Below are 25,958 nucleotides of genomic sequence, written 5' to 3' on the forward strand. Positions count from 1 at the left end.
CGAGTGAGGGATATGCCGTGAATTTAGATTTTTCCTTTCTATTAGAACATTGGCAGGACTATGCACGAAGTGCGTGGGTCACGCTTGAACTTTCCTTCTTCGGTGTATTGTTTGGTACGTTGCTGGGTGTAATCATGGCGCTAATGCGAATATCCCGAATATGGCCAATTAAATTTGTGGCATCGGCGTATATTGAACTCATTCGAGGAACACCGATGCTGGTACAGATTCTTATTATTCATTATGGTCTGACGGTTGTAGGTGTGAACTTGCCGGCATTTATGTCGGGGGTGGTAGCTCTGACGATGAATAGCTCGGCTTATATGGCGGAGGTGTTCAGGGCCGGGATTCAAGCAATTGATAAAGGACAGACCGAAGCTTCGCGCTCCCTTGGTATGACAAATGGTATGACACTTCGTTATATTATACTGCCGCAGGCTTTTCGTAACATGCTTCCAGCTATCGGCAATGAATTCATTATTATTATTAAAGATTCTTCGCTTGTCTCCATGATCGGCATAGCCGAGATTATATACACGGCCAGAACGATTCAGGGTGTTACGTTCCAGCCGCTTGCTCCGCTGCTTGTTGCCGCCGGCCTCTATTTTATAATTACATTTACACTGGCTAATTTACTCTCTTGGTTGGAACGTAGACTTTCTACTTCTCGCTAACTATGGATAAAGGATTGGATTCGAGAAAGGCTTGGATTAGGCTGGAGTGGAAAAAGAGAGATGTAGTCGTAAATGGCGATGGCATCGCATACATTGTTATTGTATTTTGTATACAATATTTTGGAAAGGTGTTGGGTGTGTATGTCAGATTCCAAAATGTTAATTGACTGGTCGGAGCGTTATTCTGCACCTAATTATCATCCGCTCCCTATTGTTATTGAACAGGCGGAAGGGGTATGGGTGGAAGACCCTGAAGGCCGCCGTTATATGGATATGTTAAGTGCATACTCTGCATTGAATCATGGTCATAGACATCCTGTGATCATACAGGCGCTCAAGGATCAGGCAGATCAGGTAACGCTGACATCACGGGCATTCCACAGCAGCTCCGCTTCTCTTTTTTATCAGAAACTCTCACAATTCACGGGGAAATCGAAGATTCTCGCCATGAATACAGGAGCGGAAGCGGTGGAGACTGCGGTGAAGGCGGTACGTAGATGGGCTTATCGTTGCAAAGGTGTACCGGAAAATCAAGCCGAAATCATCGTATGCTCTGGTAACTTTCACGGAAGAACTCTGACGGTTACGTCCTTTTCTTCTTCAGCGGAGTATAAAAAAGATTTTGGACCGTTCACACCTGGATTCCGGATTATTCCCTATGGAGACATTGAAGCGCTGAAAAAAGCCATTACGCCAAATACGGCTGGTTTTCTTGTAGAGCCTATTCAGGGCGAAGCTGGAATCGTTATCCCGCCTGATGGATATTTGGCAGAAGTTTTTGCTCTGTGTAAGAGCCAGCAGGTGTTGACTGTATCTGATGAGATCCAGACCGGATTTGGCAGAACAGGTCGCCGTTTTGCCTCCGACTGGGAAGGGGTTGAACCAGACATCTGGATTATGGGCAAAGCGCTGGGGGGAGGAGTCATGCCCATCTCGGCTATCGCTGCTGATGCGGAGATACTTGATTTGTTTGAGCCGGGGTCTCATGGTTCTACGTTTGGGGGTAACCCACTCGCCTGCGCCGTGGCTGTAGCAGCTCTGAAAGTTCTTGAAGATGAGAAGCTTGCTGAGCGATCGGAGCGTCTGGGGAACTATTTTATGAAAAGACTTCGAGATATTCGCAGTTCAGCCATACGGGATATTCGGGGGAAAGGTTTATTTATTGGTGTTGAACTGGATGAACCAGCCCGCCCTTATTGTGAGCGTTTGATGTCTACTGGACTGCTGTGTAAAGAAACACATGAGACAACCATTCGATTTGCTCCACCACTGACGATTAAAGAGTCCGAGATTGACTGGGCACTGGAGAGAATTGAGCAGGTGTTGATCACCAATGAGGGAGCTGACCTACATGAAAAATGATGATGATGTACATGGTGGAATAAAAGATACTTCTATTGATACAAGTAAAACATCTGTGCGGCGTAATATTGCTATCATTAAGGTTCCTTTTGGACTCGGTGGAGCAAGAGGTGGAGCAGAGTTGGGGCCAGATGAATTGATTACAGCTGGACTGAAGCGGGAGATTGCGAGTCTTGGGCTAGTGCTTTCCAAAGAAGTGCGGGTAGATTGTCCTTCTGAACCTGCTGCCCCTATTGAGCGGAATCGTGTAAAACACTTAAATGAGGTACGTCAGGTCAGTGAGAAGGTGTGTAGTGAAGTATCAGGCGCAGTAGAGGAGGGGGCTTTCCCACTTGTGCTTGGGGGAGATCATAGTGTAGCGATTGGTACTTTTGCCGGGCTAACAGCGCACTATTCGAATTTGGGTGTGATCTGGTTTGATGCGCATGCAGACTTGAATACGGAAGAACGCAGCTTGTCCGGTAATATGCATGGGATGAGTGTGGCTGCATCCTTGGGGCATACTGCATTCAATCTGTCGCACATTGCTGGAGCAGGCGCGTTTATTGATCCGTCCAACTTAGTCTATATTGGTCTGCGTGATCTGGATGAGTATGAGAAAGAGCAGATTAAGGGACTGGGAATCCGAGCATTTACGATGCATGATATTGACCGTATGGGAATAAAGCAAGTTATTGAGGAAGCAATAGCTACAGCGGGAAAAGGGACAGATGGTATTCATGTCAGCTTCGACATGGATTGTCTGGATCCGCGGGAAGCTCCGGGTGTGGGAACCCCAGTACCTGGTGGTCTGAATTACCGAGAGGCACATTATGCATTGGAGATACTTGCTTCCACAAATCAAGTTACGTCGATGGAACTGGTTGAGGTGAATCCGTTGTTTGATCATAATAGACATACGGCACGACTTGGTGTGGAACTGATCGCTTCGTTACTTGGTAAGCGCATATTGTAATCACTGAGAAGTGAAACGGAATGTGTAAGCTGTGCCCAAGGAATATACTTTCTTATCTATTATAGAAGGAAAGAAAACTGAGATCTCCGAAAACTAGGGCTAGTCACAATCAATTGTTCACTGCAATCGCAGTGGAAGTGGCTTCCCTGGTTATGTTTAATGGATATGTATATTAGAAGCACCGTAATAAGGATGCTGAGAGTGATTTCTATAATACAGGAGCGTCAGATTACATATTGTGCTGATGATGTGGGTTGATTATCATTTTTGAAAAAAGACTTGCAATTGAAATCTGTACATGATATATTCTAATTCCGGCCAAGAAAACACGGTTTACATGGTGCGGCAAGCGATTGAAATAAGCTTTGAAAGAAACTTAAAAAAAGAGCTTGCAAAGTTGGTTCGGACATGATATTATATAAGAGTTGCTGAAGAGAACAACATTCGGTAACGAAACGAGTTTGATCTTTGAAAACTGAACAACGAGTGAGTGAACATTCTGCTTGCAGAATGAACGCAAAAGTTTGAGACAAGCCTTGGCTTGGATCGACTGGAGCACAAATGAGATTTTTAATCTCGTCAGATTCAAAATGAGCTTATCGCTCTTTTCAATACTTTATTGGAGAGTTTGATCCTGGCTCAGGACGAACGCTGGCGGCATGCCTAATACATGCAAGTCGAGCGGAGTTGATAGGAAGCTTGCTTCCTTGATACTTAGCGGCGGACGGGTGAGTAACACGTAGGCAACCTGCCCTCAAGTTTGGGACAACTACCGGAAACGGTAGCTAATACCGAATAATTGTTTTCTTCGCCTGAAGGAAACTGGAAAGACGGAGCAATCTGTCACTTGGGGATGGGCCTGCGGCGCATTAGCTAGTTGGTGAGGTAACGGCTCACCAAGGCGACGATGCGTAGCCGACCTGAGAGGGTGATCGGCCACACTGGGACTGAGACACGGCCCAGACTCCTACGGGAGGCAGCAGTAGGGAATCTTCCGCAATGGGCGAAAGCCTGACGGAGCAATGCCGCGTGAGTGATGAAGGTTTTCGGATCGTAAAGCTCTGTTGCCAGGGAAGAACGCTTGGGAGAGTAACTGCTCTCAAGGTGACGGTACCTGAGAAGAAAGCCCCGGCTAACTACGTGCCAGCAGCCGCGGTAATACGTAGGGGGCAAGCGTTGTCCGGAATTATTGGGCGTAAAGCGCGCGCAGGCGGTCATTTAAGTCTGGTGTTTAATCCCGGGGCTCAACCCCGGATCGCACTGGAAACTGGGTGACTTGAGTGCAGAAGAGGAGAGTGGAATTCCACGTGTAGCGGTGAAATGCGTAGATATGTGGAGGAACACCAGTGGCGAAGGCGACTCTCTGGGCTGTAACTGACGCTGAGGCGCGAAAGCGTGGGGAGCAAACAGGATTAGATACCCTGGTAGTCCACGCCGTAAACGATGAGTGCTAGGTGTTAGGGGTTTCGATACCCTTGGTGCCGAAGTTAACACATTAAGCACTCCGCCTGGGGAGTACGGTCGCAAGACTGAAACTCAAAGGAATTGACGGGGACCCGCACAAGCAGTGGAGTATGTGGTTTAATTCGAAGCAACGCGAAGAACCTTACCAGGTCTTGACATCCCTCTGATCGATGCAGAGATGTATCTTTCCTTCGGGACAGAGGAGACAGGTGGTGCATGGTTGTCGTCAGCTCGTGTCGTGAGATGTTGGGTTAAGTCCCGCAACGAGCGCAACCCTTATATTTAGTTGCCAGCACTTCGGGTGGGCACTCTAGATAGACTGCCGGTGACAAACCGGAGGAAGGTGGGGATGACGTCAAATCATCATGCCCCTTATGACCTGGGCTACACACGTACTACAATGGCCGGTACAACGGGCTGCGAAATCGCGAGATGGAGCCAATCCCAACAAAGCCGGTCTCAGTTCGGATTGCAGGCTGCAACTCGCCTGCATGAAGTCGGAATTGCTAGTAATCGCGGATCAGCATGCCGCGGTGAATACGTTCCCGGGTCTTGTACACACCGCCCGTCACACCACGAGAGTTTATAACACCCGAAGTCGGTGGGGTAACCGCAAGGAGCCAGCCGCCGAAGGTGGGATAGATGATTGGGGTGAAGTCGTAACAAGGTAGCCGTATCGGAAGGTGCGGCTGGATCACCTCCTTTCTATGGAGAATCGTTTCCTGCAACGGAAACATTCAAATAGCAGACTAGATCTGCACAAACTACTCACTCGTTGTTCGGTTTTGAGAGCTCAAACTCTCAAACAGCTTGCTTTTGCATGGAGCTTGTTCTTTGAAAACTAGATATCGAAACGAAACAAACGCGAATTAGAACATTCCTTTTTAGCTGAACTTGTGTTAAACAAGTTTCAATAAAAACGGTAGATTGCACGTACGATGGTATCGAATGGGAGCGACTTTTGGCTTTGCGCAAGCAAACCAAGGGAAGCGAGCAGTCGAAACCGGAGCACGAGGTTAAGCTACTAAGAGCACACGGAGGATGCCTAGGCGCTAGGAGCCGATGAAGGACGTGGCGAACAACGAAACTGCCTCGGGGAGCTGTAAGCAAGCTTTGATCCGGGGGTGTCCGAATGGGGAAACCCAGCTGGGGTAATTTCCAGTTACTCACAACTGAATACATAGGTTGTGTAGAGGCATACCAGGGGAACTGAAACATCTAAGTACCCTGAGGAAGAGAAAACAATAGTGATTCCGTCAGTAGCGGCGAGCGAACGCGGAGAAGCCCAAACCAGAGAGCTTGCTCTTTGGGGTTGTGGGACGTCTCACATGGAGTTACAAAGGAACCGGTTAAGCGAAGAGGTCTGGAAAGGCCCGCCAAAGAAGGTAAAAGCCCTGTAGTTGAAAGTTGGTTCCCTCCGAGACGGATCCCGAGTAGTGCGGGGCACGTGAAACCCCGTATGAATCCGGCAGGACCATCTGCCAAGGCTAAATACTTCCTAGCGACCGATAGTGAAGCAGTACCGTGAGGGAAAGGTGAAAAGCACCCCGGAAGGGGAGTGAAATAGAACCTGAAACCGTGTGCTTACAAAAAGTCAGAGCCCGTTTTAGGGGTGATGGCGTGCCTTTTGTAGAATGAACCGGCGAGTTACGTTCCCGTGCAAGGTTAAGGTGAAGAGCCGGAGCCGCAGCGAAAGCGAGTCTGAATAGGGCGACTTAGTACGTGGACGTAGACCCGAAACCGGGTGATCTACCCCTGTCCAGGGTGAAGGTGCGGTAACACGCACTGGAGGCCCGAACCCACGCATGTTGAAAAATGCGGGGATGAGGTGGGGGTAGCGGAGAAATTCCAATCGAACTCGGAGATAGCTGGTTCTCCCCGAAATAGCTTTAGGGCTAGCCTCGGAAAACAGAGTCGTGGAGGTAGAGCACTGATTGGGTGCGGGGCCCGCAAGGGTTACCAAGCTCAGTCAAACTCCGAATGCCATAGACTTACTTCCGGGAGTCAGACAGTGAGTGCTAAGATCCATTGTCAAAAGGGAAACAGCCCAGACCATCAGCTAAGGTCCCCAAGTGTGTGTTAAGTGGGAAAGGATGTGGAGTTGCACAGACAACCAGGATGTTGGCTTAGAAGCAGCCATCATTGAAAGAGTGCGTAATAGCTCACTGGTCGAGTGACTCTGCGCCGAAAATGTAACGGGGCTAAACACACCACCGAAGCTATGGCTTGATGCTTTGCATCAGGGGTAGGGGAGCGTTGTATAAGGGTTGAAGGTGTACCGTAAGGAGCGCTGGACATTATACAAGTGAGAATGCCGGTATGAGTAACGAAAAGATCAGTGAGAATCTGATCCGCCGAAAGCCTAAGGGTTCCTGAGGAAGGCTCGTCCGCTCAGGGTAAGTCGGGACCTAAGGCGAGGCCGAAAGGCGTAGTCGAAGGACAACAGGTCGAAATTCCTGTACCACCGTAAGCCGTTATGAGCAATGGGGGGACGCAGTAGGGTAGTGACGCGGACTGATGGATGTCCGTCTAAGCAGTAAGGCTGATGTGTAGGCAAATCCGCACATTGTAAGGCTGAGCTGTGATGGGGAGCGAAAATTATAGTAGCGAAGGTCATGATCTCACACTGCCAAGAAAAGCCTCTAGCCAGGTGATGGTGCCCGTACCGCAAACCGACACAGGTAGGCGAGAAGAGTATTCTAAGGCGCGCGGAAGAACTCTCGTTAAGGAACTCGGCAAAATGACCCCGTAACTTCGGGAGAAGGGGTGCCCCGGTAGTGTGAATAGCACGAGGGGGCCGCAGTGAAAAGGCCCAAGCGACTGTTTAGCAAAAACACAGGTCTGTGCGAAGCCGTAAGGCGAAGTATACGGGCTGACGCCTGCCCGGTGCTGGAAGGTTAAGGGGAGTGGTTAGGAGCAATCCGAAGCTGTGAACCGAAGCCCCAGTAAACGGCGGCCGTAACTATAACGGTCCTAAGGTAGCGAAATTCCTTGTCAGGTAAATTCTGACCCGCACGAATGGCGTAACGACTTGGGCGCTGTCTCAACGAGAGATCCGGTGAAATTTTAATACCTGTGAAGATGCAGGTTACCCGCGACAAGACGGAAAGACCCCATGGAGCTTTACTGCAGCTTGATATTGAATTTGGGTACGATCTGTACAGGATAGGTGGGAGCCTTTGAAGTGTGAGCGCCAGCTTGCATGGAGGCAACGTTGGGATACCACCCTGATCGTATCTAGGTTCTAACCTGGTACCGTAATCCGGTGCGGGGACAGTGTCAGGTGGGCAGTTTGACTGGGGCGGTCGCCTCCTAAAGAGTAACGGAGGCGCCCAAAGGTTCCCTCAGAATGGTTGGAAATCATTCGAAGAGTGCAAAGGCATAAGGGAGCTTGACTGCGAGACCTACAAGTCGAGCAGGGACGAAAGTCGGGCTTAGTGATCCGGTGGTACCGCATGGAAGGGCCATCGCTCAACGGATAAAAGCTACCCTGGGGATAACAGGCTTATCTCCCCCAAGAGTCCACATCGACGGGGAGGTTTGGCACCTCGATGTCGGCTCATCGCATCCTGGGGCTGAAGTAGGTCCCAAGGGTTGGGCTGTTCGCCCATTAAAGCGGTACGCGAGCTGGGTTCAGAACGTCGTGAGACAGTTCGGTCCCTATCTGTCGTGGGCGTAGGAAATTTGAGAGGAGCTGTCCTTAGTACGAGAGGACCGGGATGGACGTACCGCTGGTGTACCAGTTGTTCCGCCAGGAGCACCGCTGGGTAGCTATGTACGGACGGGATAAACGCTGAAAGCATCTAAGCGTGAAGCCCCCCTCAAGATGAGATTTCCCAGTATGTAAGACCCCTTGAAGACGACGAGGTAGATAGGCTGGGGGTGGAAGTGCAGCAATGCATGGAGCTGACCAGTACTAATCGGTCGAGGGCTTATCCAATAGCAAGTGATAATTCGCATGTTTCGTTTCGAATCTAGTTTTCAGAGAACGATCTCTGAAATGTAAGCTACGCGTTTGGTGGCGATGGCGGAGGGGTTCCACACGTACCCATCCCGAACACGACCGTTAAGCCCTCTAGCGCCGATGGTACTTGGACCGCAGGGTCCTGGGAGAGTAGGACGCCGCCAAGCGATTTCCCTTTGGGGTATTTTTTTTGCCCCCCTTGCCAAGGAATAAGGGATATATATTAGGGCCCTTAGCTCAGTTGGTTAGAGCGCACCTCTGATAAGGGTGAGGCCGGTGGTTCGAGTCCACCAGGGCCCATAGCAAGACCACAACAAGAAATACACAGTGTATGGGGCCATAGCTCAGCTGGGAGAGCGCCTGCCTTGCAAGCAGGAGGTCAGCGGTTCGATCCCGCTTGGCTCCACCATTCCCTGATAGCTCAGTTGGTAGAGCACTCGACTGTTAATCGAGTTGTCACAGGTTCGAGCCCTGTTCGGGGAGCCATATGGAGAGGTGTCCGAGCTGGCCGAAGGAGCACGATTGGAAATCGTGTAGGCGTCACAAGCGTCTCGAGGGTTCGAATCCCTCTCTCTCCGCCAGATATTTTTTAGCAAGGCCCGTTGGTCAAGGGGTTAAGACACCTCCCTTTCACGGAGGTAACAGGGGTTCGAATCCCCTACGGGTCATATTATGGAGGCTTAGCTCAGCTGGGAGAGCATCTGCCTTACAAGCAGAGGGTCGGGGGTTCGATCCCCTCAGCCTCCACCATATAACTTTATAACGACGCGGGGTGGAGCAGCCCGGTAGCTCGTCGGGCTCATAACCCGAAGGCCGCAGGTTCAAATCCTGCCCCCGCAATTAACTTTCCTTGAGAAAGTGATCTGGAACCGTGGTGTAGTTGGCCTAACATGCCTGCCTGTCACGCAGGAGATCGCGGGTTCGAATCCCGTCGGTTCCGCCATTTTTTAATTAAATATACACCGTGCCGGTGTAGCTCAACTGGTAGAGCAACTGACTTGTAATCAGTAGGTTGGGGGTTCAAGTCCTCTCGCCGGCACCATTTTTAGTATTTACATCTGAATTTGTGATAGAATGTATATTACAAGTAAAATTGTTAATACTAAGATACTCTTAGTGGATGAATGGCTTACTCTATGGCGGTCGTGGCGAAGTGGTTAACGCACCGGTTTGTGGATCCGGCATTCGGGGGTTCAATTCCCCTCGATCGCCCCATGATTTTTTAATGGGGATTAGCCAAGCGGTAAGGCAACGGACTTTGACTCCGTCATGCATAGGTTCAAATCCTATATCCCCAGCCATTTCATTACGAGTCATTAGCTCAGTTGGTAGAGCACCTGACTTTTAATCAGGGTGTCGAAGGTTCGAGCCCTTCATGACTCACCATTATATTTTGCGGTCGTGGCGGAATTGGCAGACGCGCACGGTTCAGGTCCGTGTGGGCTAACCCCCGTGGAGGTTCGAGTCCTCTCGACCGCACCATATGTTTTGCGGAAGTGGCTCAGCGGTAGAGCATCGCCTTGCCAAGGCGAGGGTCGCGGGTTCGATTCCCGTCTTCCGCTCCAATATTTGCGCCCTTAGCTCAGCTGGATAGAGCGTTTGACTACGAATCAAAAGGCCGGGAGTTCGAATCTCTCAGGGCGCGCCATTATTCTCATAAGTATCGGGATGTAGCTCAGCTTGGTAGAGCACCTGGTTTGGGACCAGGGGGTCGCATGTTCAAATCGTGTCATCCCGATTTTTTTTATTTGCGGGTGTAGTTCAATGGTAGAACTTTAGCCTTCCAAGCTAATAGCGTGGGTTCGATTCCCATCACCCGCTTCCTAGTAACATATAGAAGAGCCTTTGCTTATAGCAAAGGCTTTTTTTGTGTTAAAAAGAATAAGTGTAATTTATTTAAAATAGGGTCAATTGTCATTTGATTAAGGATGGAATCTTTGTTTAAATAAATAGAACAATTCGTATCTGATTAACCGTATTTGTTTATAAAGGAGGACAAACAGTAATGAAAAGAGCTCTGGTCATTGGTGGAAACGGAACATTAGGTAAAGCCGTTGTTGCGAAACTGAGAGATTATTCCGTTGAGGTTATTACAGCAGGTAGACAATCCGGGGATGTTCAGGTGGATATGACGTCGACAGAGAGTATTACTACCCTCTTCGAAACGGTGAGAAATATTGATTACGTCATTGTGGCGGCGGGCCAGACCCATTATGCGAAACTCGAAGAACTGACACCTGAGAACAATATGATTAGTGTGCAGGGTAAACTGCTTGGACAGGTCAATATCGTATTGATTGGACAGCACTATATTAACGACAAGGGGAGTTTCACGCTGGTCAGTGGCATTATACAAGACCACCCTATTGAGAAAGGTGCATCAAGTGCTATGGTCAATGGGGCTATTGATTCGTTTGCCAAAGCGGCAGCGTTTGAGTTACCAAGAGGCATTCGTTTGAATTCGGTTAGTCCTAATCTGTTTGTAGAGTCGGCGGAAAAATATAAGGATTTCTTTATTGGATTTAATCCTGTACCTGTAGAGAAAGTGGCTAATACGTTTATCCAGAGTGCACTTGGGATTGAAACAGCCCAAAATTTTAAAATATATTAAAAGCCGGAAAGTTATATATGATTTTGATGATTACCTATCCCTAATTAATTGCAGGATGAGAAAGGTGTACATGAAATACATTTAGCTGTTAAGCATGTAGAATGATTTTTCATGAAACAGAACTGAATGAGGCCATTTGAAATATTAAAACAAAAGGAGATTCACCGGATTTTCGGTAGATCTCCTTTTGTTTGTTGTGAATGAAACAGAGGTATATTGACTATTATGGGGCAGGTAGTCCAAGAACTTCGAGCATTTCATTACGTTTGAGCGATTCGGCAATGGGGCCGTCAATGAGCCATTTCTTAGCATTGAGGACATAGACATGACCATTTTGGACAGCGGGTAGGCTTTTCCATACTTGGAGTTGCTGGATTTCATTGAGTTCATCTTTTGTTTTTTGCAACGCTTCAGCTGACCCATCTGAGCTAATGGACACGATAAACAGATAGTCTGCTTTGATTTCAGGCAAAAGTTCTACCGAGATACTGGCATTCATCCGATCCGGGTTCTCTGCCTCGAGTTTGGTAACGAGAGCATCGGGAGTGAATCCAACCTCATAACCCGCTCCTACATAACTGGAAGCTGGAAATGGCGTGGATGGAATGGAAGAGAAGAACAAACGCATATCCTTCTCTTCCAGGCGCAGGAATGCAGCTGTAGGTTTGGTCTTGGTGATATCGGCTGCGAGCTTCTGAGATTCAGTTACTTGGTCTTTATTTTTTTGTAAAAGCTGTTCAGCCCGCTCTTCAATATCTAGCGCAGTAGCTACCTGCACGATAGATTCCTACCAATTACGGCGATCATAAGTGATCGTAGGCGCGATCTTCTCGAGTTGTTCGAGAATTTTGGCATCCAAACTGGCATTGGCAATAATGAGGTCCGGATTGGCGCTGACTACAGCTTCAAAATTGACACTTTCATTGATGGGTTCGACATCCACGCCTTGAGCTTCAAGTTGCTCATTCAGGTAATCTTGCCGACCAATAGGTGTAGCAAGTACCAGTGGTACCTCCAAGGAGAGGAGAATGTCCTCCATATTAATGGACACAATCCGTTCGGGATGTGCCGGGATTTCTTTGCTGCCACTGGCGCTCTCCACGGTCTTAGTAGCTGATTCAGTGGATGAGTCCCCATCTGTCCACGCAGCTGATTTTACGCCATCTGCAGATGGCTGCGAAGTGCTTGCAGGTGTCTGTCCACACGCAACAAGTAACATCGCGAGTATGAACAGGATCCCCGTTATTTTGACATATTGCTGTTTGTACATCATACTCCCCCTGTGTTTCTAATGATATTGATTCTCAGTACACTTTATATTGTAGCGGTCTCATGTTGGGGGAGACATAGCCTTCTGTGCTATCCGGTCATGGATTAATGTGCTGAGTTCCACCAAAAAGTTTCAGGGTTTCATCGATGATCTGATCATGAGCATATGGTGAATAATCCAACCACGGCATTTCATCTAGCAGATATACATGTTGGTTCTGCACAGGCATCAAATCTTGCCATTGCTGAGTATGTTGTAGTTTATGCCAACGTTGCTGGGATTCTGAGTCCTGGTCCACAATCAGTAACATGCGATCTCCAACCATTTGAGGCAACTCCTGTTCATCCAATGCACGATAGACTTGCCCTGGAAGCAGATCATGTGAAGGCGCCACGCCCAGGTCGTTATATAGAACAGCGCCCCCATTGCGTCGCCCGTAGATTAACAGATGACCCATCATGATATGAATAATGGAGACCGTATCCTTACCGATTAAATGAGTAAGCTGCTCTTTGGCTTGGATTACCTTGTCATCGTACTGCTCCAACCATTGCTGAGCATCTTGTTGCTGTCCCACAATGGAGGCAACTTGTATGAAGTGTTCCCGCCAGCTCAATCCTTTCCATGGGATAACGATGGTAGGCGCAATTCGCTGTAGCGTTCTTTTTAACGTATTGGCTTCGTACTCATTACAGAGTATGAGGTCAGGGCTCGCTTGCATCAACAACTCAACGTTGGTTTGCCAGATACGAGGATTCATGCGTTTGCTACGTCCCAGATGATAAGGGATATTCGAGAAAAACAGATTCCTGTGTTGATCCCGTCGGTTATCGATCAATGCCGCATGGGGGATGATCTGTAATGCCAGCAGATGGCCAGTGGTTCCGAAGGAGAGAGCGGCAATTTTACTGCGTTTCTGTCGTTGATAGGTAGAGGGAGACACGCCAACATATTTTTTGAATTTGCGACTAAAGTAAAACTCGTCCTGAAAACCAACCTGTGAGGCGATATGTTTGATGGTTTGGCCGGGGACGAGCAGCATCTCTTTGGCCCGGTCCATACGGATGTTATTCACGTATTCCATGGGACTGATGCCAGTGCTGTTTTTGAATACCCGCGAATAGTGCCACACACTCATGCCTGCCACTCCGGCAAGAACTTCACGAGAAAGATGCTCAGCATATCCAAGCTCAATAAGTTCAAGCGTTTGATCCAAAGCAGAGGTGTGTTCGGAATCTCCTATTGCACTTTCTTTGGGAGGAGCATACACATGGGTTAACAATTCATGCATCAAAGTCTGAATACGAAATGGACGATTTTCTTGAGGTACAGAGATGCATTCATGGAGCTGTGAGGCAATTCTGGTACATTCCTGAAAAAGTTCATGCGGTAACTCATCGGCATAAGCCGAACGAAGTAACCCTTTTTGGTATACCTCCATTACAGTAGATCCGGAAGTAGCTTTATTGATGTCGGAGAGAGGCTTCAACATATCAAAATATATCGCGATGCCCTGTAAAGGATGAACCTCATCCGTTGTATATTCTATCGCTGTTCCTGGCAGGATCAGATACATCTTGCCGAGTGTGGCATGATTCAGCCTATGCCCAATACGGATATCGGCTTCACCGCCAGTACAGATGAGCAGAAGATGTGAGTCCGCTAATACGAATGGGGCAAGAAAAGACGCTTGATCGAGAACTTCGGATGTCTTGAATCTTGCATATAGGTCACGGGTATGGTCACCGTTAGATATCAGTGGAAAGACTTGCAAAGTCACCAGAATCCCTCCTTAACTTGCAATAGTAACATTACATATGATGTATTTGAGAATAATTATCAATTATCGCATATTGTCATTCAAATAAGAAGTCCATATGATAATATGAAAATGAAATAGCGAATTCTAATCATTGAACCGCGTAACTCTCCACTATAACTTGAATTGAAATAGGTTACCGAGTTGGAAAATAGCCAATACATAGTTCCCATCATCTAAACCGTTGAGCGAATAATTAGTGAAAATCTTAACTGATGTTAATCGTAGAATTACTTAAATAACAGATCATTTAATTCACTACGCAAAAAAAGACAAGCCCCTCTCCTAAGATGTCCGCAGGAAGAGGAACTTGTCTTTTTAATTAGAGCTTGCGATTAGTATCTTTCCAGAATCGTCTGTGTCTTCAAGCCATCAGCCGGAATCAGCCAGTTGTTGTTCTCCAGAAACTGCAACAGTTGGGTACGCAGTCCGGATACGGCTTCAGTATCATCGGTTTTGAAAGAAACCTCTACGATATTCTCAATACCTGTACCTGCTGCGTCACGGATCGGCCATACTTCGAGTGTAAGCTCTTGACCACTCCATGTACCTTCATATCGTTGGAATGTGATTGGACCATATGCACGGGATTGAGTCAATTGCTGCTTGCCCCAGTTGGAGGCAGACCAGTTTTTCAATTTGCCCGGAAGCTTGTCCAGTAACATGTTCAAGGCTTCTTGCTGGGAAGGAAGTTGGACTCCTGTCGCTTTGGTATCGACTTTTTTGGTGTTGGAGAAGCTCAGCGTCTGTTTGCCGTATCCCCAATCAATTTCAGCCTCGTAGTTATCATCCGATTTATCAAATCCCTCTTGGTTAGCCAGAGTCAGCGCTGCGTTGATATTGCCATTGATCACAGGGTAGCGTTTTTTATAAGTCAATTCGTAGTTATTTTTATCATCCTTTTTGCGAAAACGAACATTCCATCCTTGTTGATCCAATCCGAGAGCATTGGTGTCGAAGTACTCTACGTTAATATTTCTTGGCGTGGAATTTAGGCCGAGTGTCTGGATCACTTCACTGCGTGGTGTCCCATCTGTATTCAATACAAGTTCTGGCTTGGCCAGAAACTTTACTTCATAAGCAGGAACGGCATTGGCAGCAGCTGAAGCCTGGGGTGCTCCCAGAAATGTCATTCCACTTCCCAATGTTACGATGCTCAGCATCAATGAGGCGGTTACCTTTTTCCACTTTTTCAAAACCAATCACTCTCCTAATCTGGATTAACGTACAGATCCCACTTTATCGCCCGAATATATGAAAGCGATTAAAGGGAGGCGCACATTGCGTTAACCCTGCATAGATTTGATGAATGGCAAACGATAGTTTATAGCGGATCAGGGCAATCAGCCATGGAAAATGGGGAAGCCGTGACTCACCTCTCGCAGCACTTCTTTGAAGCGGTTTACCTGAACGGAAGGGTGGCGATCCTTGTTATGTACCGTATAGATATGGCGCGGTGCCTGCTCTCCCGGAATGGGAAGAACTTGAATGAGCCCGTGCTGTTCCTCCCACTGTACCGCCATCCGAGACATGAATGAGACATGTCCCCCGATTAACACGAGCTGTTTGATCGCTTCCAGGGAATCCATCTCCACGGTACTCCGCAAACGAATATCATGTTGCGCAAGCCATTGATTGGTTAGCCGCCGTGTACTGGATTCATTGCCATGTAAGGCAAAAGGAATCTGTGCGATATGATCAGGCGTTAGTGCATCCTTCTGGGCCAAACCATGCTGCGGAGAGCAGATTAATACCAAGTCATCTTCACATAGCGTCTCGGCTTGCAGAGCAGGTCCGACAAATGGCTCGGAAGAGATCACACCCAGATCAATCTGATGACGAATTAACATTTCGCGAATAACAGGTGATGGTTTGACGGATAAGACGATACGAATGCCCGGGAATTCCTGAGAAAAGGTATTGAGTATGGTGGGCAGCAAATATGTAGCCGGTACATAGCTTGCTCCAATGTGCAGGGTGCCCCGATAGAGACTGTCATATTCCTTTACGACCCGTCGTGCCTCTTGGGTCAGAGCATTGATTTTGACGGAATAGTGGAGCAAAGCCTGTCCGGCTTCGGTTAAAAATGTCTTTCCACTACGCGATTCGAATAATCGCACGCCCATCTCTTCCTCCAATGACTTCATATGAAATGTAACGGTAGGTTGCTTGATCCCCAGTAACTCGGCCACGCTTGTCATGTGATGATGTTTGTCGATCAGTTCTACAATTTGTAATTTGATCAGATTCAATGTCCCGACACTCCTCTCACTTCTACTATATAAATTGAACTAAAGATTATTTACACAGACACTACGATGACAGAACAACCTTCCAATCGCTGTTATCCCCAGATTTTTTGATTCCCTTTTCTTAAAGGGAAAATCCGGTGATAAAGGCGAACGCTTCGCTTTTTCAGGTTTTTTCTGTCCTCTCCGTTATCGTGCAAATGATTAGTTCACCTACTATAGATTTAATCTATGAACATCAACAGAATTCATCTAAAAAGTTAATTCCAATTTTACATACAAGACATACAACTCGCGAAAGCGGACGTTAGACTGAGAACAGTGCAAGAGATCAAGTAACAGAAGACAGGCAGGGATGCTTATGAAATTAGAGATGACAGGAATTCAAAAATCATTTAATCAAACACCCGCACTGCTGCCGACAGATCTAACGCTGGAGCATGGAAAGTTCACGACCCTGCTCGGCCCATCGGGCTGTGGCAAAACAACACTGCTCCGCATGTTAGCCGGGCTGGAACAGCCGGACGCGGGGGAGATTCGTGCAGATGGTCAGTGTATCTACTCTGCGGCGAAGCGGATTGATATACCAACACACAAGCGTAATCTGGGCATGGTGTTTCAGGATTTTGCATTATGGCCGCATATGACTGTATACGAAAATGTAGCGTTTGGCCTGAAGGCTGGAAAACAGAAATCCGATCTGCGGCAAAAGGTGAATGAAGCCCTTGGCATGGTTCGCCTGCAAGGCATGGAAGATCGATATCCTCATCAGCTGTCTGGTGGACAGCAGCAACGGGTTGCTTTTGCCAGAGCCGTAGCGGTCAGACCTGGTGTGATCCTGTTCGATGAGCCACTGAGTGCACTGGATGCTGTACTCCGGGAAGAGATGCGGATTGAGATGATGTCACTGGTTCGGGACATGGGATTGACTGCGCTGTACGTCACACATGATCAGATTGAAGCGATGTCGATGTCGGATGAGATTGTGGTGATGCAGAAGGGGCGGATATTGCAAAAGGGAAGCCCGGAAACGATCTACTCGGCGCCAAGTGATCCGTATGTCGCTTCGTTTATCGGAAAGTCCAACTGGCTCACGCCTAATCAATCGATGGTGCGTCCAGAGCATGTCACCTGGAACAAAACAGGTCATGACGATCTGTGTTATCCGGGGACGGTACTTAGTGTCAGCTATGTAGGTGAACGATATGAAGTACGAGTGCAGATGGAAGGGCTGGGCATATGGACAGCCTATATGAACCAAAGGGCGCGCGTAGGGGAGCGAGTGCAGCTCTATGTAACCCCTGAGCGGATATGCCGAATGGATGGTTATGACCACCCGAGTGTGAAGCAGAACGAAGCGATCGCAGTGGCATATTAAATTGTTGAACGAGCACGCAGTTGGAAGCAGAAGTACACATTTTATAAGAAACCAGGGGAGATGGACGAATATGTTGGGTATGAAAACACGGAAAAAGAGCGCAATGCTGTTATTAACAGCGGTAATGAGTATCAGTTTGTTCGGATGTAGTACAGGGAACTCGACCACAGGCAACGCGGCACAACCCGCGGGTGAAGGTAGCACGGCAGCAGCGGCGGAAACAACGAAACCGGCTGGTGGCAAGTTGGTCTTGTACAGTGCTGGCCCACAGAAGCTGGCAGATAACATCGTGAGCGGATTTACAGACAAAACAGGGATCGAAGTTGAGATGTTTCAGGGAACGACAGGAAAAATTCTGGCTCGTATGGAAGCTGAGAAATCCAATCCGGTTGCAGACGTTGTAATTCTGGCTTCTTTACCTTCCGCACAGGCTCTGAAAGCCGATGGACTGACTATGCCATACCCTGAAGCAGCCAATGCAGACAAGTTGAACAAGGACTGGTCGGATGCAGAGGGCAACTATTTTAGCAGCAGTGCTTCCGCACTGGGGATTGTGTATAACACCAAACTGGTATCTACACCACCAACAAGTTGGGCAGAGCTGGCTACGCCTGCGTGGAAAGATGCAGTAAACATTCCTGACCCTACATTATCAGGTTCAGCACTCGACTTCATCACAGGATACCTGAGTGCGAATGGTGAAAAAGGATGGGATCTGCTGAGCGCCTATAAAGCCAATGGTGTAGCGATGGCAGGCGCCAATCAGGAAGCACTTGATCCAGTCATTACGGGTGCCAAAAGCATCGTAGCAGCAGGTGTGGACTACATGGCGTATTCCTCCAAAGCAAAAGGCGAACCACTGGATATCGTATATCCTGAGGAAGGCACGGTAATCAGCCCAAGACCGGCAGCGATTCTGAAATCCAGTCCAAATGTAGAGAACGCCAAAGCGTTCATTGACTACCTGTTGTCCGATGAAGCACAGAAGCTTGTTGCAGATGCTTATCTGATTCCGGGCCGCGAAGACATTGAAGCGACTAACCGTGCCAATGTGAAGGATATTCCACAGCTTAAAGTGGATTGGAACTGGATGAGCGAACATGGCGAAGAGACAGCGGCGCGTTTTTCCGAGACTTTTAAGTAAGAAGAACAAGTATAGAGACAATTAGGCAAAAGGAATACCTGCTGTCTGTGGAAAGTCATGTGAGGTGAACGTAGTGAAACCTGTTGGAATGGACAACAACCGAATTTTTCGGAGAGTGGGCGTGATTCTGGCCCTCTTTCTGCTGACCATAAGTATTGGCGTGCCGCTCTTGCTGATCTTCTGGCAAAGTGTGTATCCGGACGGGCAGTGGGATTGGATGGCTCCGATTCGCACGATTACAGGTCATCATCTATCAGGTGTATTGCTGAATTCCGTCTGGCTTGGCATATGCGTTGTAGCGGTAACCACGCTGCTGGCGCTGCCGCTGGCTTGGATGATGGCGAAGACCCGAATGGGCGAGCATCGCTGGGTCGATGTAATCCTGATGATTCCGTTCATGACTCCGCCGTATATCGGATCGATGGGCTGGATTCTGTTTATGCAAAAAGGGGGATATCTGCAGCAATGGGTGCCCTCATCTGCGGGCTGGAGTGAGCTGTTCTTCAGCTTCTGGGGCATGGTGCTCATCATGAGCTTGCACCTGTTCCCGTTCCTGTATCTGCTGCTTCGAGATGCGTTGATCCGCATCGGTGGCAATCTCGAAGAAGCGGGAGCCGTGCATGGTGCACGTGCAGGGTACCGTTTCAGACGTATTATTTTACCCTTATTGTTGTCATCTTACGGCATGGGGATCATGCTGGTCTTTGTCAAAACGATTGCGGAATTCGGAACACCAGCGACCTTTGGGCGCAAGATTGGCTATTATGTCATGACCTCCGAAATTCATAAGTACATCTCCAGTTGGCCGATTGACTTCGGCAAGGCGACTTCGCTGGCATCGGTGCTGCTCTCCGTCTGTCTGGTGATGTGGTATATGCAGTCTGCCATGAGCCGAAAGTTCACGTATCGTCTGGTTGGTGGCAAAGGGCAACGTTCGAAGCGATATTCTCTTCGTGGCGGAGCAGGATGGTTGTGCGGGGCGTATCTTGCAATCCTGTTGATCCTGTCGATAGGTATCCCGTATTTCTCCATCATCGCCGCTTCGACCATGAAGTTACGGGGATCGGGAATTGCTTTTGATAATCTCACCTTGGATCATTACAAGGAGCTGTTATCTTGGGGATCGGTGAGTATGAAGGCCATCGGGAACAGTCTGGGATTATCCCTCGCGGCTTCAACCGTTGCTGTTATTATCGGAACCGGGTTTGCGCTGGCGATCGGCAGATCTTCTTCATTCATGCAGCGTGTGATTGACTTGTTCAGTCTGTTGCCTAATACGGTGCCGGGTATCGTGATGGTCGTGGGTCTGATTCTATTCTGGAACTCACCCTGGATGCCAGTCACGTTGTATAACACCTATGGCATGGTTGTGCTCACGTATGTTGTGCTCTTCTTGCCTTACACCGTGCAGTATGTAAAATCGAGCTTTACCCAGATTGACGGAACGTTGTTCCAAGCTGGGCAAGTGTTTGGCGGGAAGCCGCTGTATATTCTGCGGCGTATCCTGATCCCGCTGATCCTGCCCGGCATGTTGGCCGGTTGGATGATGACCTTTACGATTGCTACCCGGGAGCTGGTAGGTTCGTTATTGATTCTTCCGCCGTCGATGCAGACGTCGGCTACGTATATTTTTGCCCAGTTTGAACAAGGTCAGGTGTCGTTGGGAATGGCAATGGCTGTTGTGACTGTAGGCATGACGGTGCTGATGCTGCTTGGAATTGAACTGCTGAATTCAAAGAGAAAGTGGAATGCATCATGATCAAACTGAACGTATGGGGCGGTGCAGGGGAACACGGACGTTCCGCTTATCTCCTGAGCGGCAGCAATGTTCGCCTTTTGCTGGATTGTGGTGTGAAAAAAGAAGGCACAGGCCAGTATCCGATGATTGACCCGGAGATTGTCCCGCAACTGGATGCGGTCCTGTTGTCCCACGCCCATGAGGATCATTCGGTCGCCATCCCTTTGCTGTACAAGATGGGCTACCAGGGTGAAGTGTGGACGACGAGAGAGACGAGGGCGCAGCTACGTACGTATTTTGCCAACTGGCGAAGGTTTGCAGAACGTGTCGGAGAGGAGCTCCCTTACGATGAAGCAGATGAGCAAGCTATTCGTTATCGGTATCTGGAGGATGCGGTTGTATCCCAAACCTGGTTCGAACCGATTCCCGAAGTAAAAGTGATGTGGGGCCGTAGTGGACATCTGGCTGGATCGGTGTGGTTTGGGGTTGAAATGGAAGGTAAGCGGATTTTTTATTCCGGGGACTACACGTCAGAATCGATGCTTTTACAGGAGGATTATCCAGCGGAGGCGTTCTTACGGGAAAACATGATTCGTGAAGATACGTTGTTCGATACTCCGAGCAGTGAACAGTGGGGCGCGGAGGAACTAATTGCTATAAACAGTGGGCAAAAGGCTGGAGAACTCATAACGTCACCAGATCAGACATCTGTTGCATCAGAAGCGTCGTCAAGAACACTTGTATCCATGGAGATACCCATGAAGCAGAGAAATTTCACATCCAATGGAGCAGATGGAGCAGTCAGAGCAGTCAGAGCAGGCAGAGCAAACGTAGCAGACGCTGCGCCAATATCTTCCGTTGGGCTGGTAGATCTGGCGATCGTTGATGCGGCCTACGGTACGGACCAGGATACACAGGCCGACAAACTGGAACAGCTTGAACGAGCCATTCACCAGACGATTGCTCAAGGTGGAAAGGTGCTCTTACCTATGCCTGTCGTAGGGCGTGGACAGGAGATCATACTGTGGGCACAGCAACAATTCCCGGCTATTCCAATCGTAGTGGAACAAGGGCTGGTGGACGGTATGAAGCAACTTATGCATGTTCCGTATTGGTTGAGGGAGAAGGGAGAGCATGTCATCGGAAGTTCGTTGAAAGACAAAATTGATGGCTTTCTGACCGGACGAGGATGGGATCTGCCTACAACCACCCAAGAGCGGGAACAACTGTTGGAACATCATGCTGCTTCGCTATGGTTCATTCCGGACGGTATGATGCAGTCCTCGCTTGCCCGTTGGTACTATAGTCAATTATCGGACAGGGAGGAGAATCTGATTCTGCTCACCGGGCATGTTGCTCATGGCACATTTGCTGATAAACTGCTACGGGTTCCTGACAAGTATGGCGTGTGTGATGTGCGGAAAATACGTTATAAAGTGCATCAGGGCTGGAAGGATGTTGAACGGATGCTGCATCAGGTTCCAGCAAGGCATACGGTCCTTGTGCATGCTGACCGGGCAGAGACGGACCGATTAAAAGAAGGATTGCTCAGAAATAGCCCGTCACCGGGAACAGTGATACATTCACTGTCTGCTGGTGACGAGCTATATGTGTGAATTGTGCATGAATCGAATTGATGCGTCAGATTGGAACGTCCCTGGGGACGTTCTTTTTCCATTGTTGTCTGATCAGTTAGGGTTTGCGATGAATGGGGTGTTCCAGTTCGGCATGGCCCATCAAACTATCAACGGCTTCACCATCCACCAGTATATCCAGACTCTTCACTTCATCAAATTGAAACATCGTTGTTGTTAAAGCTTCCAATGCGAGCAATTCTCCACTGGTACCGAGGTTCGCTTCAGCGGGGATATGAACATTCAAAGTCACCGTACCCTCAGCATATTGGACAGAGAGCAATTCCACCTGCTCCCAGAGGGAAACAAGCTCTGAATCGGTGTTCGTTTGCAACGCTGCAAATGTTTTTTCATATTTTTCGGAGTCATCCTTGTACTCAATTTCCTGCTCTGTTTTCTCTAGCTCAAGTACCTGAGAGTCTGCCAAATATACATCGACGACTTGTGTATTCATTGTGCCCAGATCCACCTCCGTTTCGGATGGGTTTGGTGCCTGCACCTGTCCTCCCTGAACAGCAGGTTCATTCGAACCGGATTGGCTCACTGGCTTCTGGGCACATCCAACTCCGATAAGGATCAAGCATGATAATATAAGTGCACAACCTAGCTTCTTATTCAAAGAATCACTTCCTTTATCTGATTTATTTGATGATTTATAGGCCCAAATACTCCTTGATTCCATCGGCTATCGCTTGAGCGGCTCTCATCTGAACGTCATCGGACGACATCAGTTCTTCATCGAGCACATTACTCAAGAATCCCACTTCCAAAAGCACCGCAGGCATGGTCGTGTCTCGGATCACTTCCAAGTTGCCATTTTTCACACCACGATCTCTAAGCCCCATGGCTTTCAACAAACGTTGATGAATGATAGTGGCTAATTCCTTACTATTACTGCGTTGATAATAATATGTCTCTGTACCTGTGGCTTGGGGGGCGGACTTCACGCTATTGCCATGGATAGATACAAATACATCCGCATTTAATTGATTGGCGAGTTGAACACGCTCAGGGCGGGTCGGATAGGTATCACCTTCACGAGTCATCACCAATTCGATATTAGGTTCATTGAGCAGCAGGGCTTGTACTTTGTGAGCTAATGCCAAATTGTATTCCTTTTCGGGTTTGTTCGTGATGCTGATCGTCCCTGGATCACTGCCACCGTGTCCTGGATCGATGACCACAACCTTGCGTCCTGAGTCGCCTACTGGAGTGACTGGAGCAGGTGTGACATTGTCACCCGCAACATTCAGATCAATAATCAGTTTGTCGGCAATCACATTGTGGCTGTACTGGACATTCTTCACATTATTCAATTCTACGACAATGCGAACTTGTGCCGGTTCTCGTTTGAACAGTGAATATCTCACTTCTGTCACATTGGGATAACCGCTCACATCCAACTTGCCATTGAGTCCTTGATCAAGCGGCTGGGAGATATCACCAAAGGTAGCTCCGGGCAAGTCCACAACCAGACGATCAGGGTACTTGAGGGTTGTTACTACCGGCTGAACGGCCCCATCCGTGGATAACACGAGCTGATTATTGGCAAATTGGATATCGGTAACCTGAGCGGTAGAGCTTGAATCCCCTTTTCCAGGACTATTTCCTGGTTCAATAGCAGGTTCCTTACTAGTGTTTGTTAAGTATACGATCTTGTCTTGATTGTTCCATCTCACCTTAAGCCCCATCTGTTCACTGACAAATCGAATGGGAACCACCAGCGTTTTATTCAAAATCTGCGGTGCTGTGTTCAAAGTGACTTGTTTGTCAGCAACCATGGCTTGCTTTTGATCGACGGTTAGGGAAATCGTCTGTTGATCTTGCTGAATTTTTACAGTGCGTGCTTGTTGGTTCCAATCGACTTTGAATTTCAAATTTTCGGCAACGACACGAATTGGTATCATCACGTTTTTATTGATAATCGTTACCTGTACATCACTTGGGAGGACTAATTCCTCTCCATCCATAAAGATTTTCGACGTGCTTGCAGCGGCATTTCCCTGATTAGGGAGCAAAACGAGTAAGAACAGACTCAAAAACAGTAGTAAAATGGTTTTCTTCATTATGCACCTCGACTAATATTAGATCATTTTCTTAATTCCAAAATATCCCTACATAGTATAAACGGTAAAAATGTAAAAATGTTTCTCTTCTGATATCTAATTATCAATTGATGGATGAAAACATGATGTGTGATCTCAAATGGGATGAATATTTCTCTTTATATTTTTAATGATGTAATTAAATTTCATATAATGTTTGACTTGTGAAATTTAATATCATATACTGGGTGAAATTATGGCAGGATGACGTGTTCATCGGGTCTTGCAGGAGGTTGGAAGTGGATGGATACAGGCAGCTATCCGATGTGGGAGAAGTATCGTTTGAAGCAGGAGCATCTGGTCATCGGACTAATGTCAGGAACGTCACTTGATGGAACTGACGCCGCACTGGTGCGTATTCAAACCGATATGAACGGGGCATTACAGCAGATCGAGCTGGTTGATTTCGTCTGTGTGCCGTATTCGAATGGATTGAGAGACGTACTGATCCGGTTATGTTCACCGGGGACGGCGCGTGTCGACGAGCTGACAGCCGCGCATTTTGGTGTATCGGAGTGGTATGCGCATAGCGTTACGGAACTGATGCAGTCTGCCGGTATCTCAACGCAGCAGGTGGATATGATTAGCATGCATGGACAGACGGTATGGCATGCTCCTGTAGCATCTGCATTTCCAGGGCCAACGGGAGCAAGTATTGATGTAGTATCGACATTGCAGATCGGTGAATGTGCTGTCGTTCGAGAACGGACAGGACTGCCAGTGATTGGCAACCTGCGGGCAAGGGATATGGCCGCTGGTGGGGAAGGTGCCCCGCTTACGCCTTATGCGGATGCTCTGATGTTCCGTAGCCCGACGGAAGGACGGCTGGTGCAGAATATCGGTGGCATTGGCAATGTGACGGTGCTTCCCTCCGAGTCTTCTACCGAAGGTATTTCGGCATTTGATACGGGACCAGGGAATATGGTGATGGACGCCATTGTGCGGCAGGCAACGGATGGGCGGCAGCATTATGATCCGAATGGAAGTATTGCCGCACAGGGGAAGGTCGATCAGCGTCTGGTAGAACTGTGTTTGGAGGATGAGTATTTCAAAAGACTTCCGCCGAAAAGTACCGGGCGAGAAGTATATGGAGCCGCGTATGCAGTGAGACTGATGGAGATGGCCGCAGAGCGTTCCTTATCCCTTGAAGATACACTGGCTACTGCAACCTGTCTGACCGCGGAAACTATCGTGCGTGCAGTGAAGGATTTTATCCTGCCCAAGGTGCAAATATCGGCCATGCTCGCGTGCGGTGGTGGCACTTCCAATGCCACGTTGATGGAGATGATCCGTCAGAGACTACCTGAGGATATGCGTTTGGAGCGAACAGCAGATTATGGTATACCCGATGATGCTCGGGAAGCCATTGGATTTGCTCTACTTGGCCATGAGGCACTCATGGGAAAAACCAATACACTCCCGGCAGTAACCGGCGCGAAACACGCCGTAATCTCAGGCAATCTCACACTTTAGTGAGGTATGACTTTAATTGGAGTTCAGTTATGGAAGGGCGAGGAATTCGATTAGACGCGAGTGGAATTATAAGATAAAATGCTTGTACATGAATGAAGTACGGAAAGGAGGAGCGAAT

Annotated in this window: 16 protein-coding genes, 17 tRNA genes and 3 rRNA genes; 29 read left to right on the forward strand and 7 right to left on the reverse strand. The window is 48.3% G+C overall.

The features are described 5' to 3' along the window. Nucleotides 1-17: 17 nt before the first annotated feature. From NST38_RS01630 to NST38_RS01745, 24 genes are all read left to right on the forward strand, one after another. Nucleotides 18-674: an amino acid ABC transporter permease gene (locus tag NST38_RS01630; RefSeq protein ID WP_036671925.1), complete on the forward strand. Its 657-nt coding sequence runs from the start codon at nucleotides 18-20 to the stop codon at nucleotides 672-674. Nucleotides 675-815: 141 nt separating this feature from the next. Then, entirely contained in the window at nucleotides 816-2,036 is a 1,221-nt protein-coding gene (locus NST38_RS01635; RefSeq protein WP_076254927.1) for an ornithine--oxo-acid transaminase, read from the forward strand. Continuing rightward, nucleotides 2,026-2,991, forward strand: a complete 966-nt coding sequence (gene rocF, locus NST38_RS01640) for an arginase (protein ID WP_083685199.1) — start codon at nucleotides 2,026-2,028, stop codon at nucleotides 2,989-2,991. Before NST38_RS01635 ends, rocF begins: the two co-directional genes overlap by 11 nt. Nucleotides 2,992-3,607: 616 nt before the next feature. Beyond that, nucleotides 3,608-5,160 (forward strand): 16S ribosomal RNA (locus NST38_RS01645). Nucleotides 5,161-5,469: 309 nt separating this feature from the next. After that, a 23S ribosomal RNA gene (locus tag NST38_RS01650) occupies nucleotides 5,470-8,395 on the forward strand. A gap of 74 nt (nucleotides 8,396-8,469) precedes the next feature. Further along, nucleotides 8,470-8,586, forward strand: a 5S ribosomal RNA gene (rrf, locus tag NST38_RS01655). The 16S, 23S and 5S rRNA genes sit together here with 17 tRNA genes alongside, the layout of an rRNA operon. Before the next feature lie 59 nt (nucleotides 8,587-8,645). Then, nucleotides 8,646-8,719: transfer RNA gene (locus NST38_RS01660), tRNA-Ile, on the forward strand. A gap of 33 nt (nucleotides 8,720-8,752) precedes the next feature. Further along, nucleotides 8,753-8,828: transfer RNA gene (locus NST38_RS01665), tRNA-Ala, on the forward strand. Nucleotide 8,829: 1 nt separating this feature from the next. Beyond that, nucleotides 8,830-8,905 (forward strand) — tRNA-Asn (locus NST38_RS01670). Nucleotides 8,906-8,908: 3 nt separating this feature from the next. After that, nucleotides 8,909-9,000, forward strand: a tRNA-Ser gene (locus NST38_RS01675). Nucleotides 9,001-9,015: 15 nt separating this feature from the next. Further along, a tRNA-Glu gene (locus NST38_RS01680) sits at nucleotides 9,016-9,087 on the forward strand. A gap of 6 nt (nucleotides 9,088-9,093) precedes the next feature. Then, nucleotides 9,094-9,169 (forward strand) — tRNA-Val (locus NST38_RS01685). Nucleotides 9,170-9,185: 16 nt separating this feature from the next. Then, nucleotides 9,186-9,259 (forward strand) — tRNA-Met (locus NST38_RS01690). Between the two features lie 25 nt (nucleotides 9,260-9,284). Continuing rightward, nucleotides 9,285-9,362, forward strand: a tRNA-Asp gene (locus tag NST38_RS01695). Between the two features lie 23 nt (nucleotides 9,363-9,385). Beyond that, nucleotides 9,386-9,461 (forward strand) — tRNA-Thr (locus tag NST38_RS01700). 97 nt (nucleotides 9,462-9,558) lie between these two features. Further along, nucleotides 9,559-9,634: transfer RNA gene (locus tag NST38_RS01705), tRNA-His, on the forward strand. Between the two features lie 11 nt (nucleotides 9,635-9,645). Next, a tRNA-Gln gene (locus tag NST38_RS01710) sits at nucleotides 9,646-9,720 on the forward strand. A 9-nt stretch (nucleotides 9,721-9,729) separates the two neighbouring features. Then, nucleotides 9,730-9,805: transfer RNA gene (locus tag NST38_RS01715), tRNA-Lys, on the forward strand. Nucleotides 9,806-9,814: 9 nt separating this feature from the next. Continuing rightward, nucleotides 9,815-9,901: transfer RNA gene (locus tag NST38_RS01720), tRNA-Leu, on the forward strand. Between the two features lie 8 nt (nucleotides 9,902-9,909). Beyond that, nucleotides 9,910-9,984 (forward strand) — tRNA-Gly (locus tag NST38_RS01725). A gap of 6 nt (nucleotides 9,985-9,990) precedes the next feature. Then, nucleotides 9,991-10,067, forward strand: a tRNA-Arg gene (locus tag NST38_RS01730). 16 nt (nucleotides 10,068-10,083) lie between these two features. After that, a tRNA-Pro gene (locus tag NST38_RS01735) sits at nucleotides 10,084-10,157 on the forward strand. Nucleotides 10,158-10,169: 12 nt separating this feature from the next. Next, nucleotides 10,170-10,240 (forward strand) — tRNA-Gly (locus NST38_RS01740). A gap of 184 nt (nucleotides 10,241-10,424) precedes the next feature. Next, nucleotides 10,425-11,030 (forward strand): short chain dehydrogenase, encoded by a 606-nt coding sequence (locus tag NST38_RS01745; protein WP_076253961.1) that lies wholly within the window; start codon nucleotides 10,425-10,427, stop codon nucleotides 11,028-11,030. A gap of 223 nt (nucleotides 11,031-11,253) precedes the next feature. Here the strand turns inward: NST38_RS01745 and NST38_RS01750 are convergent, their stop codons facing one another. From NST38_RS01750 to NST38_RS01770, 5 genes are all read right to left on the reverse strand, one after another. Next, nucleotides 11,254-11,808: an ABC transporter substrate-binding protein gene (locus NST38_RS01750; protein ID WP_076253959.1), complete on the reverse strand. Its 555-nt coding sequence runs from the start codon at nucleotides 11,806-11,808 to the stop codon at nucleotides 11,254-11,256. 9 nt (nucleotides 11,809-11,817) lie between these two features. Then, nucleotides 11,818-12,300: an ABC transporter substrate-binding protein gene (locus tag NST38_RS01755; protein ID WP_076253957.1), complete on the reverse strand. Its 483-nt coding sequence runs from the start codon at nucleotides 12,298-12,300 to the stop codon at nucleotides 11,818-11,820. A gap of 97 nt (nucleotides 12,301-12,397) precedes the next feature. Further along, on the reverse strand, nucleotides 12,398-14,080 hold the full coding sequence (locus NST38_RS01760; protein WP_076253954.1) for a helix-turn-helix domain-containing protein: 1,683 nt from the start codon (nucleotides 14,078-14,080) through the stop codon (nucleotides 12,398-12,400). Nucleotides 14,081-14,454: 374 nt separating this feature from the next. Beyond that, complete coding sequence (locus tag NST38_RS01765) at nucleotides 14,455-15,315, reverse strand: CYTH domain-containing protein (protein ID WP_076253952.1); 861 nt, start codon at nucleotides 15,313-15,315, stop codon at nucleotides 14,455-14,457. Nucleotides 15,316-15,462: 147 nt separating this feature from the next. Beyond that, nucleotides 15,463-16,371 carry a LysR family transcriptional regulator gene (locus tag NST38_RS01770; protein ID WP_076253950.1) on the reverse strand — a complete coding sequence of 303 codons (909 nt, stop codon included), beginning with the start codon at nucleotides 16,369-16,371 and terminating at the stop codon, nucleotides 15,463-15,465. 358 nt (nucleotides 16,372-16,729) lie between these two features. Between NST38_RS01770 and NST38_RS01775 the strand changes: the two genes are divergently transcribed. The 4 genes from NST38_RS01775 (at nucleotide 16,730) to NST38_RS01790 (ending at nucleotide 22,244) form a co-directional block, all read left to right on the forward strand. Then, the gene (locus NST38_RS01775; RefSeq protein WP_076254002.1) at nucleotides 16,730-17,746 is read left to right on the forward strand and encodes an ABC transporter ATP-binding protein; all 1,017 of its coding nucleotides are present in this window, start codon (nucleotides 16,730-16,732) and stop codon (nucleotides 17,744-17,746) included. Between the two features lie 70 nt (nucleotides 17,747-17,816). Next, nucleotides 17,817-18,890: an ABC transporter substrate-binding protein gene (locus NST38_RS01780; RefSeq protein ID WP_076253948.1), complete on the forward strand. Its 1,074-nt coding sequence runs from the start codon at nucleotides 17,817-17,819 to the stop codon at nucleotides 18,888-18,890. Between the two features lie 88 nt (nucleotides 18,891-18,978). Further along, entirely contained in the window at nucleotides 18,979-20,649 is a 1,671-nt protein-coding gene (locus tag NST38_RS01785) for an ABC transporter permease (protein ID WP_076254000.1), read from the forward strand. Next, nucleotides 20,646-22,244, forward strand: a complete 1,599-nt coding sequence (locus NST38_RS01790) for an MBL fold metallo-hydrolase (protein WP_256720186.1) — start codon at nucleotides 20,646-20,648, stop codon at nucleotides 22,242-22,244. Before NST38_RS01785 ends, NST38_RS01790 begins: the two co-directional genes overlap by 4 nt. Before the next feature lie 76 nt (nucleotides 22,245-22,320). Here the strand turns inward: NST38_RS01790 and NST38_RS01795 are convergent, their stop codons facing one another. Beyond that, nucleotides 22,321-22,881, reverse strand: coding sequence for a GerMN domain-containing protein (locus NST38_RS01795; RefSeq protein WP_036673002.1), 561 nt, complete (start codon nucleotides 22,879-22,881; stop codon nucleotides 22,321-22,323). Between the two features lie 34 nt (nucleotides 22,882-22,915). After that, complete coding sequence (locus tag NST38_RS01800; RefSeq protein ID WP_076253946.1) at nucleotides 22,916-24,328, reverse strand: N-acetylmuramoyl-L-alanine amidase family protein; 1,413 nt, start codon at nucleotides 24,326-24,328, stop codon at nucleotides 22,916-22,918. 282 nt (nucleotides 24,329-24,610) lie between these two features. Here NST38_RS01800 and NST38_RS01805 point away from each other — a divergent pair, with 282 nt between their 5' ends. Next, nucleotides 24,611-25,840, forward strand: coding sequence for an anhydro-N-acetylmuramic acid kinase (locus NST38_RS01805; protein WP_076253944.1), 1,230 nt, complete (start codon nucleotides 24,611-24,613; stop codon nucleotides 25,838-25,840). The last annotated feature ends 118 nt before the right edge of the window (nucleotides 25,841-25,958 follow it).

Origin of the sequence: Paenibacillus sp. FSL H8-0104 (assembly GCF_038050215.1) — a bacterium.
In the GTDB taxonomy this organism is placed as follows: Bacteria; Bacillota; Bacilli; order Paenibacillales; family Paenibacillaceae; genus Paenibacillus; species Paenibacillus amylolyticus.

What these genes read in the sequence shown, in the direction of transcription:
- NST38_RS01635 (WP_076254927.1), top strand. Translation starts at nt 816, where the DNA reads ATGTCAGATTCCAAAATGTTAATTGACTGGTCGGAGCGTTATTCTGCA.
- rocF (WP_083685199.1), top strand. Translation starts at nt 2,026, where the DNA reads ATGAAAAATGATGATGATGTACATGGTGGAATAAAAGATACTTCTATT.
- NST38_RS01745 (WP_076253961.1), top strand. Translation starts at nt 10,425, where the DNA reads ATGAAAAGAGCTCTGGTCATTGGTGGAAACGGAACATTAGGTAAAGCC.
- NST38_RS01755 (WP_076253957.1), bottom strand. Translation starts at nt 12,300, where the DNA reads ATGTACAAACAGCAATATGTCAAAATAACGGGGATCCTGTTCATACTC.
- NST38_RS01775 (WP_076254002.1), top strand. Translation starts at nt 16,730, where the DNA reads ATGAAATTAGAGATGACAGGAATTCAAAAATCATTTAATCAAACACCC.
- NST38_RS01780 (WP_076253948.1), top strand. Translation starts at nt 17,817, where the DNA reads ATGTTGGGTATGAAAACACGGAAAAAGAGCGCAATGCTGTTATTAACA.
- NST38_RS01785 (WP_076254000.1), top strand. Translation starts at nt 18,979, where the DNA reads ATGGACAACAACCGAATTTTTCGGAGAGTGGGCGTGATTCTGGCCCTC.
- NST38_RS01790 (WP_256720186.1), top strand. Translation starts at nt 20,646, where the DNA reads ATGATCAAACTGAACGTATGGGGCGGTGCAGGGGAACACGGACGTTCC.
- NST38_RS01800 (WP_076253946.1), bottom strand. Translation starts at nt 24,328, where the DNA reads ATGAAGAAAACCATTTTACTACTGTTTTTGAGTCTGTTCTTACTCGTT.
- NST38_RS01805 (WP_076253944.1), top strand. Translation starts at nt 24,611, where the DNA reads ATGGATACAGGCAGCTATCCGATGTGGGAGAAGTATCGTTTGAAGCAG.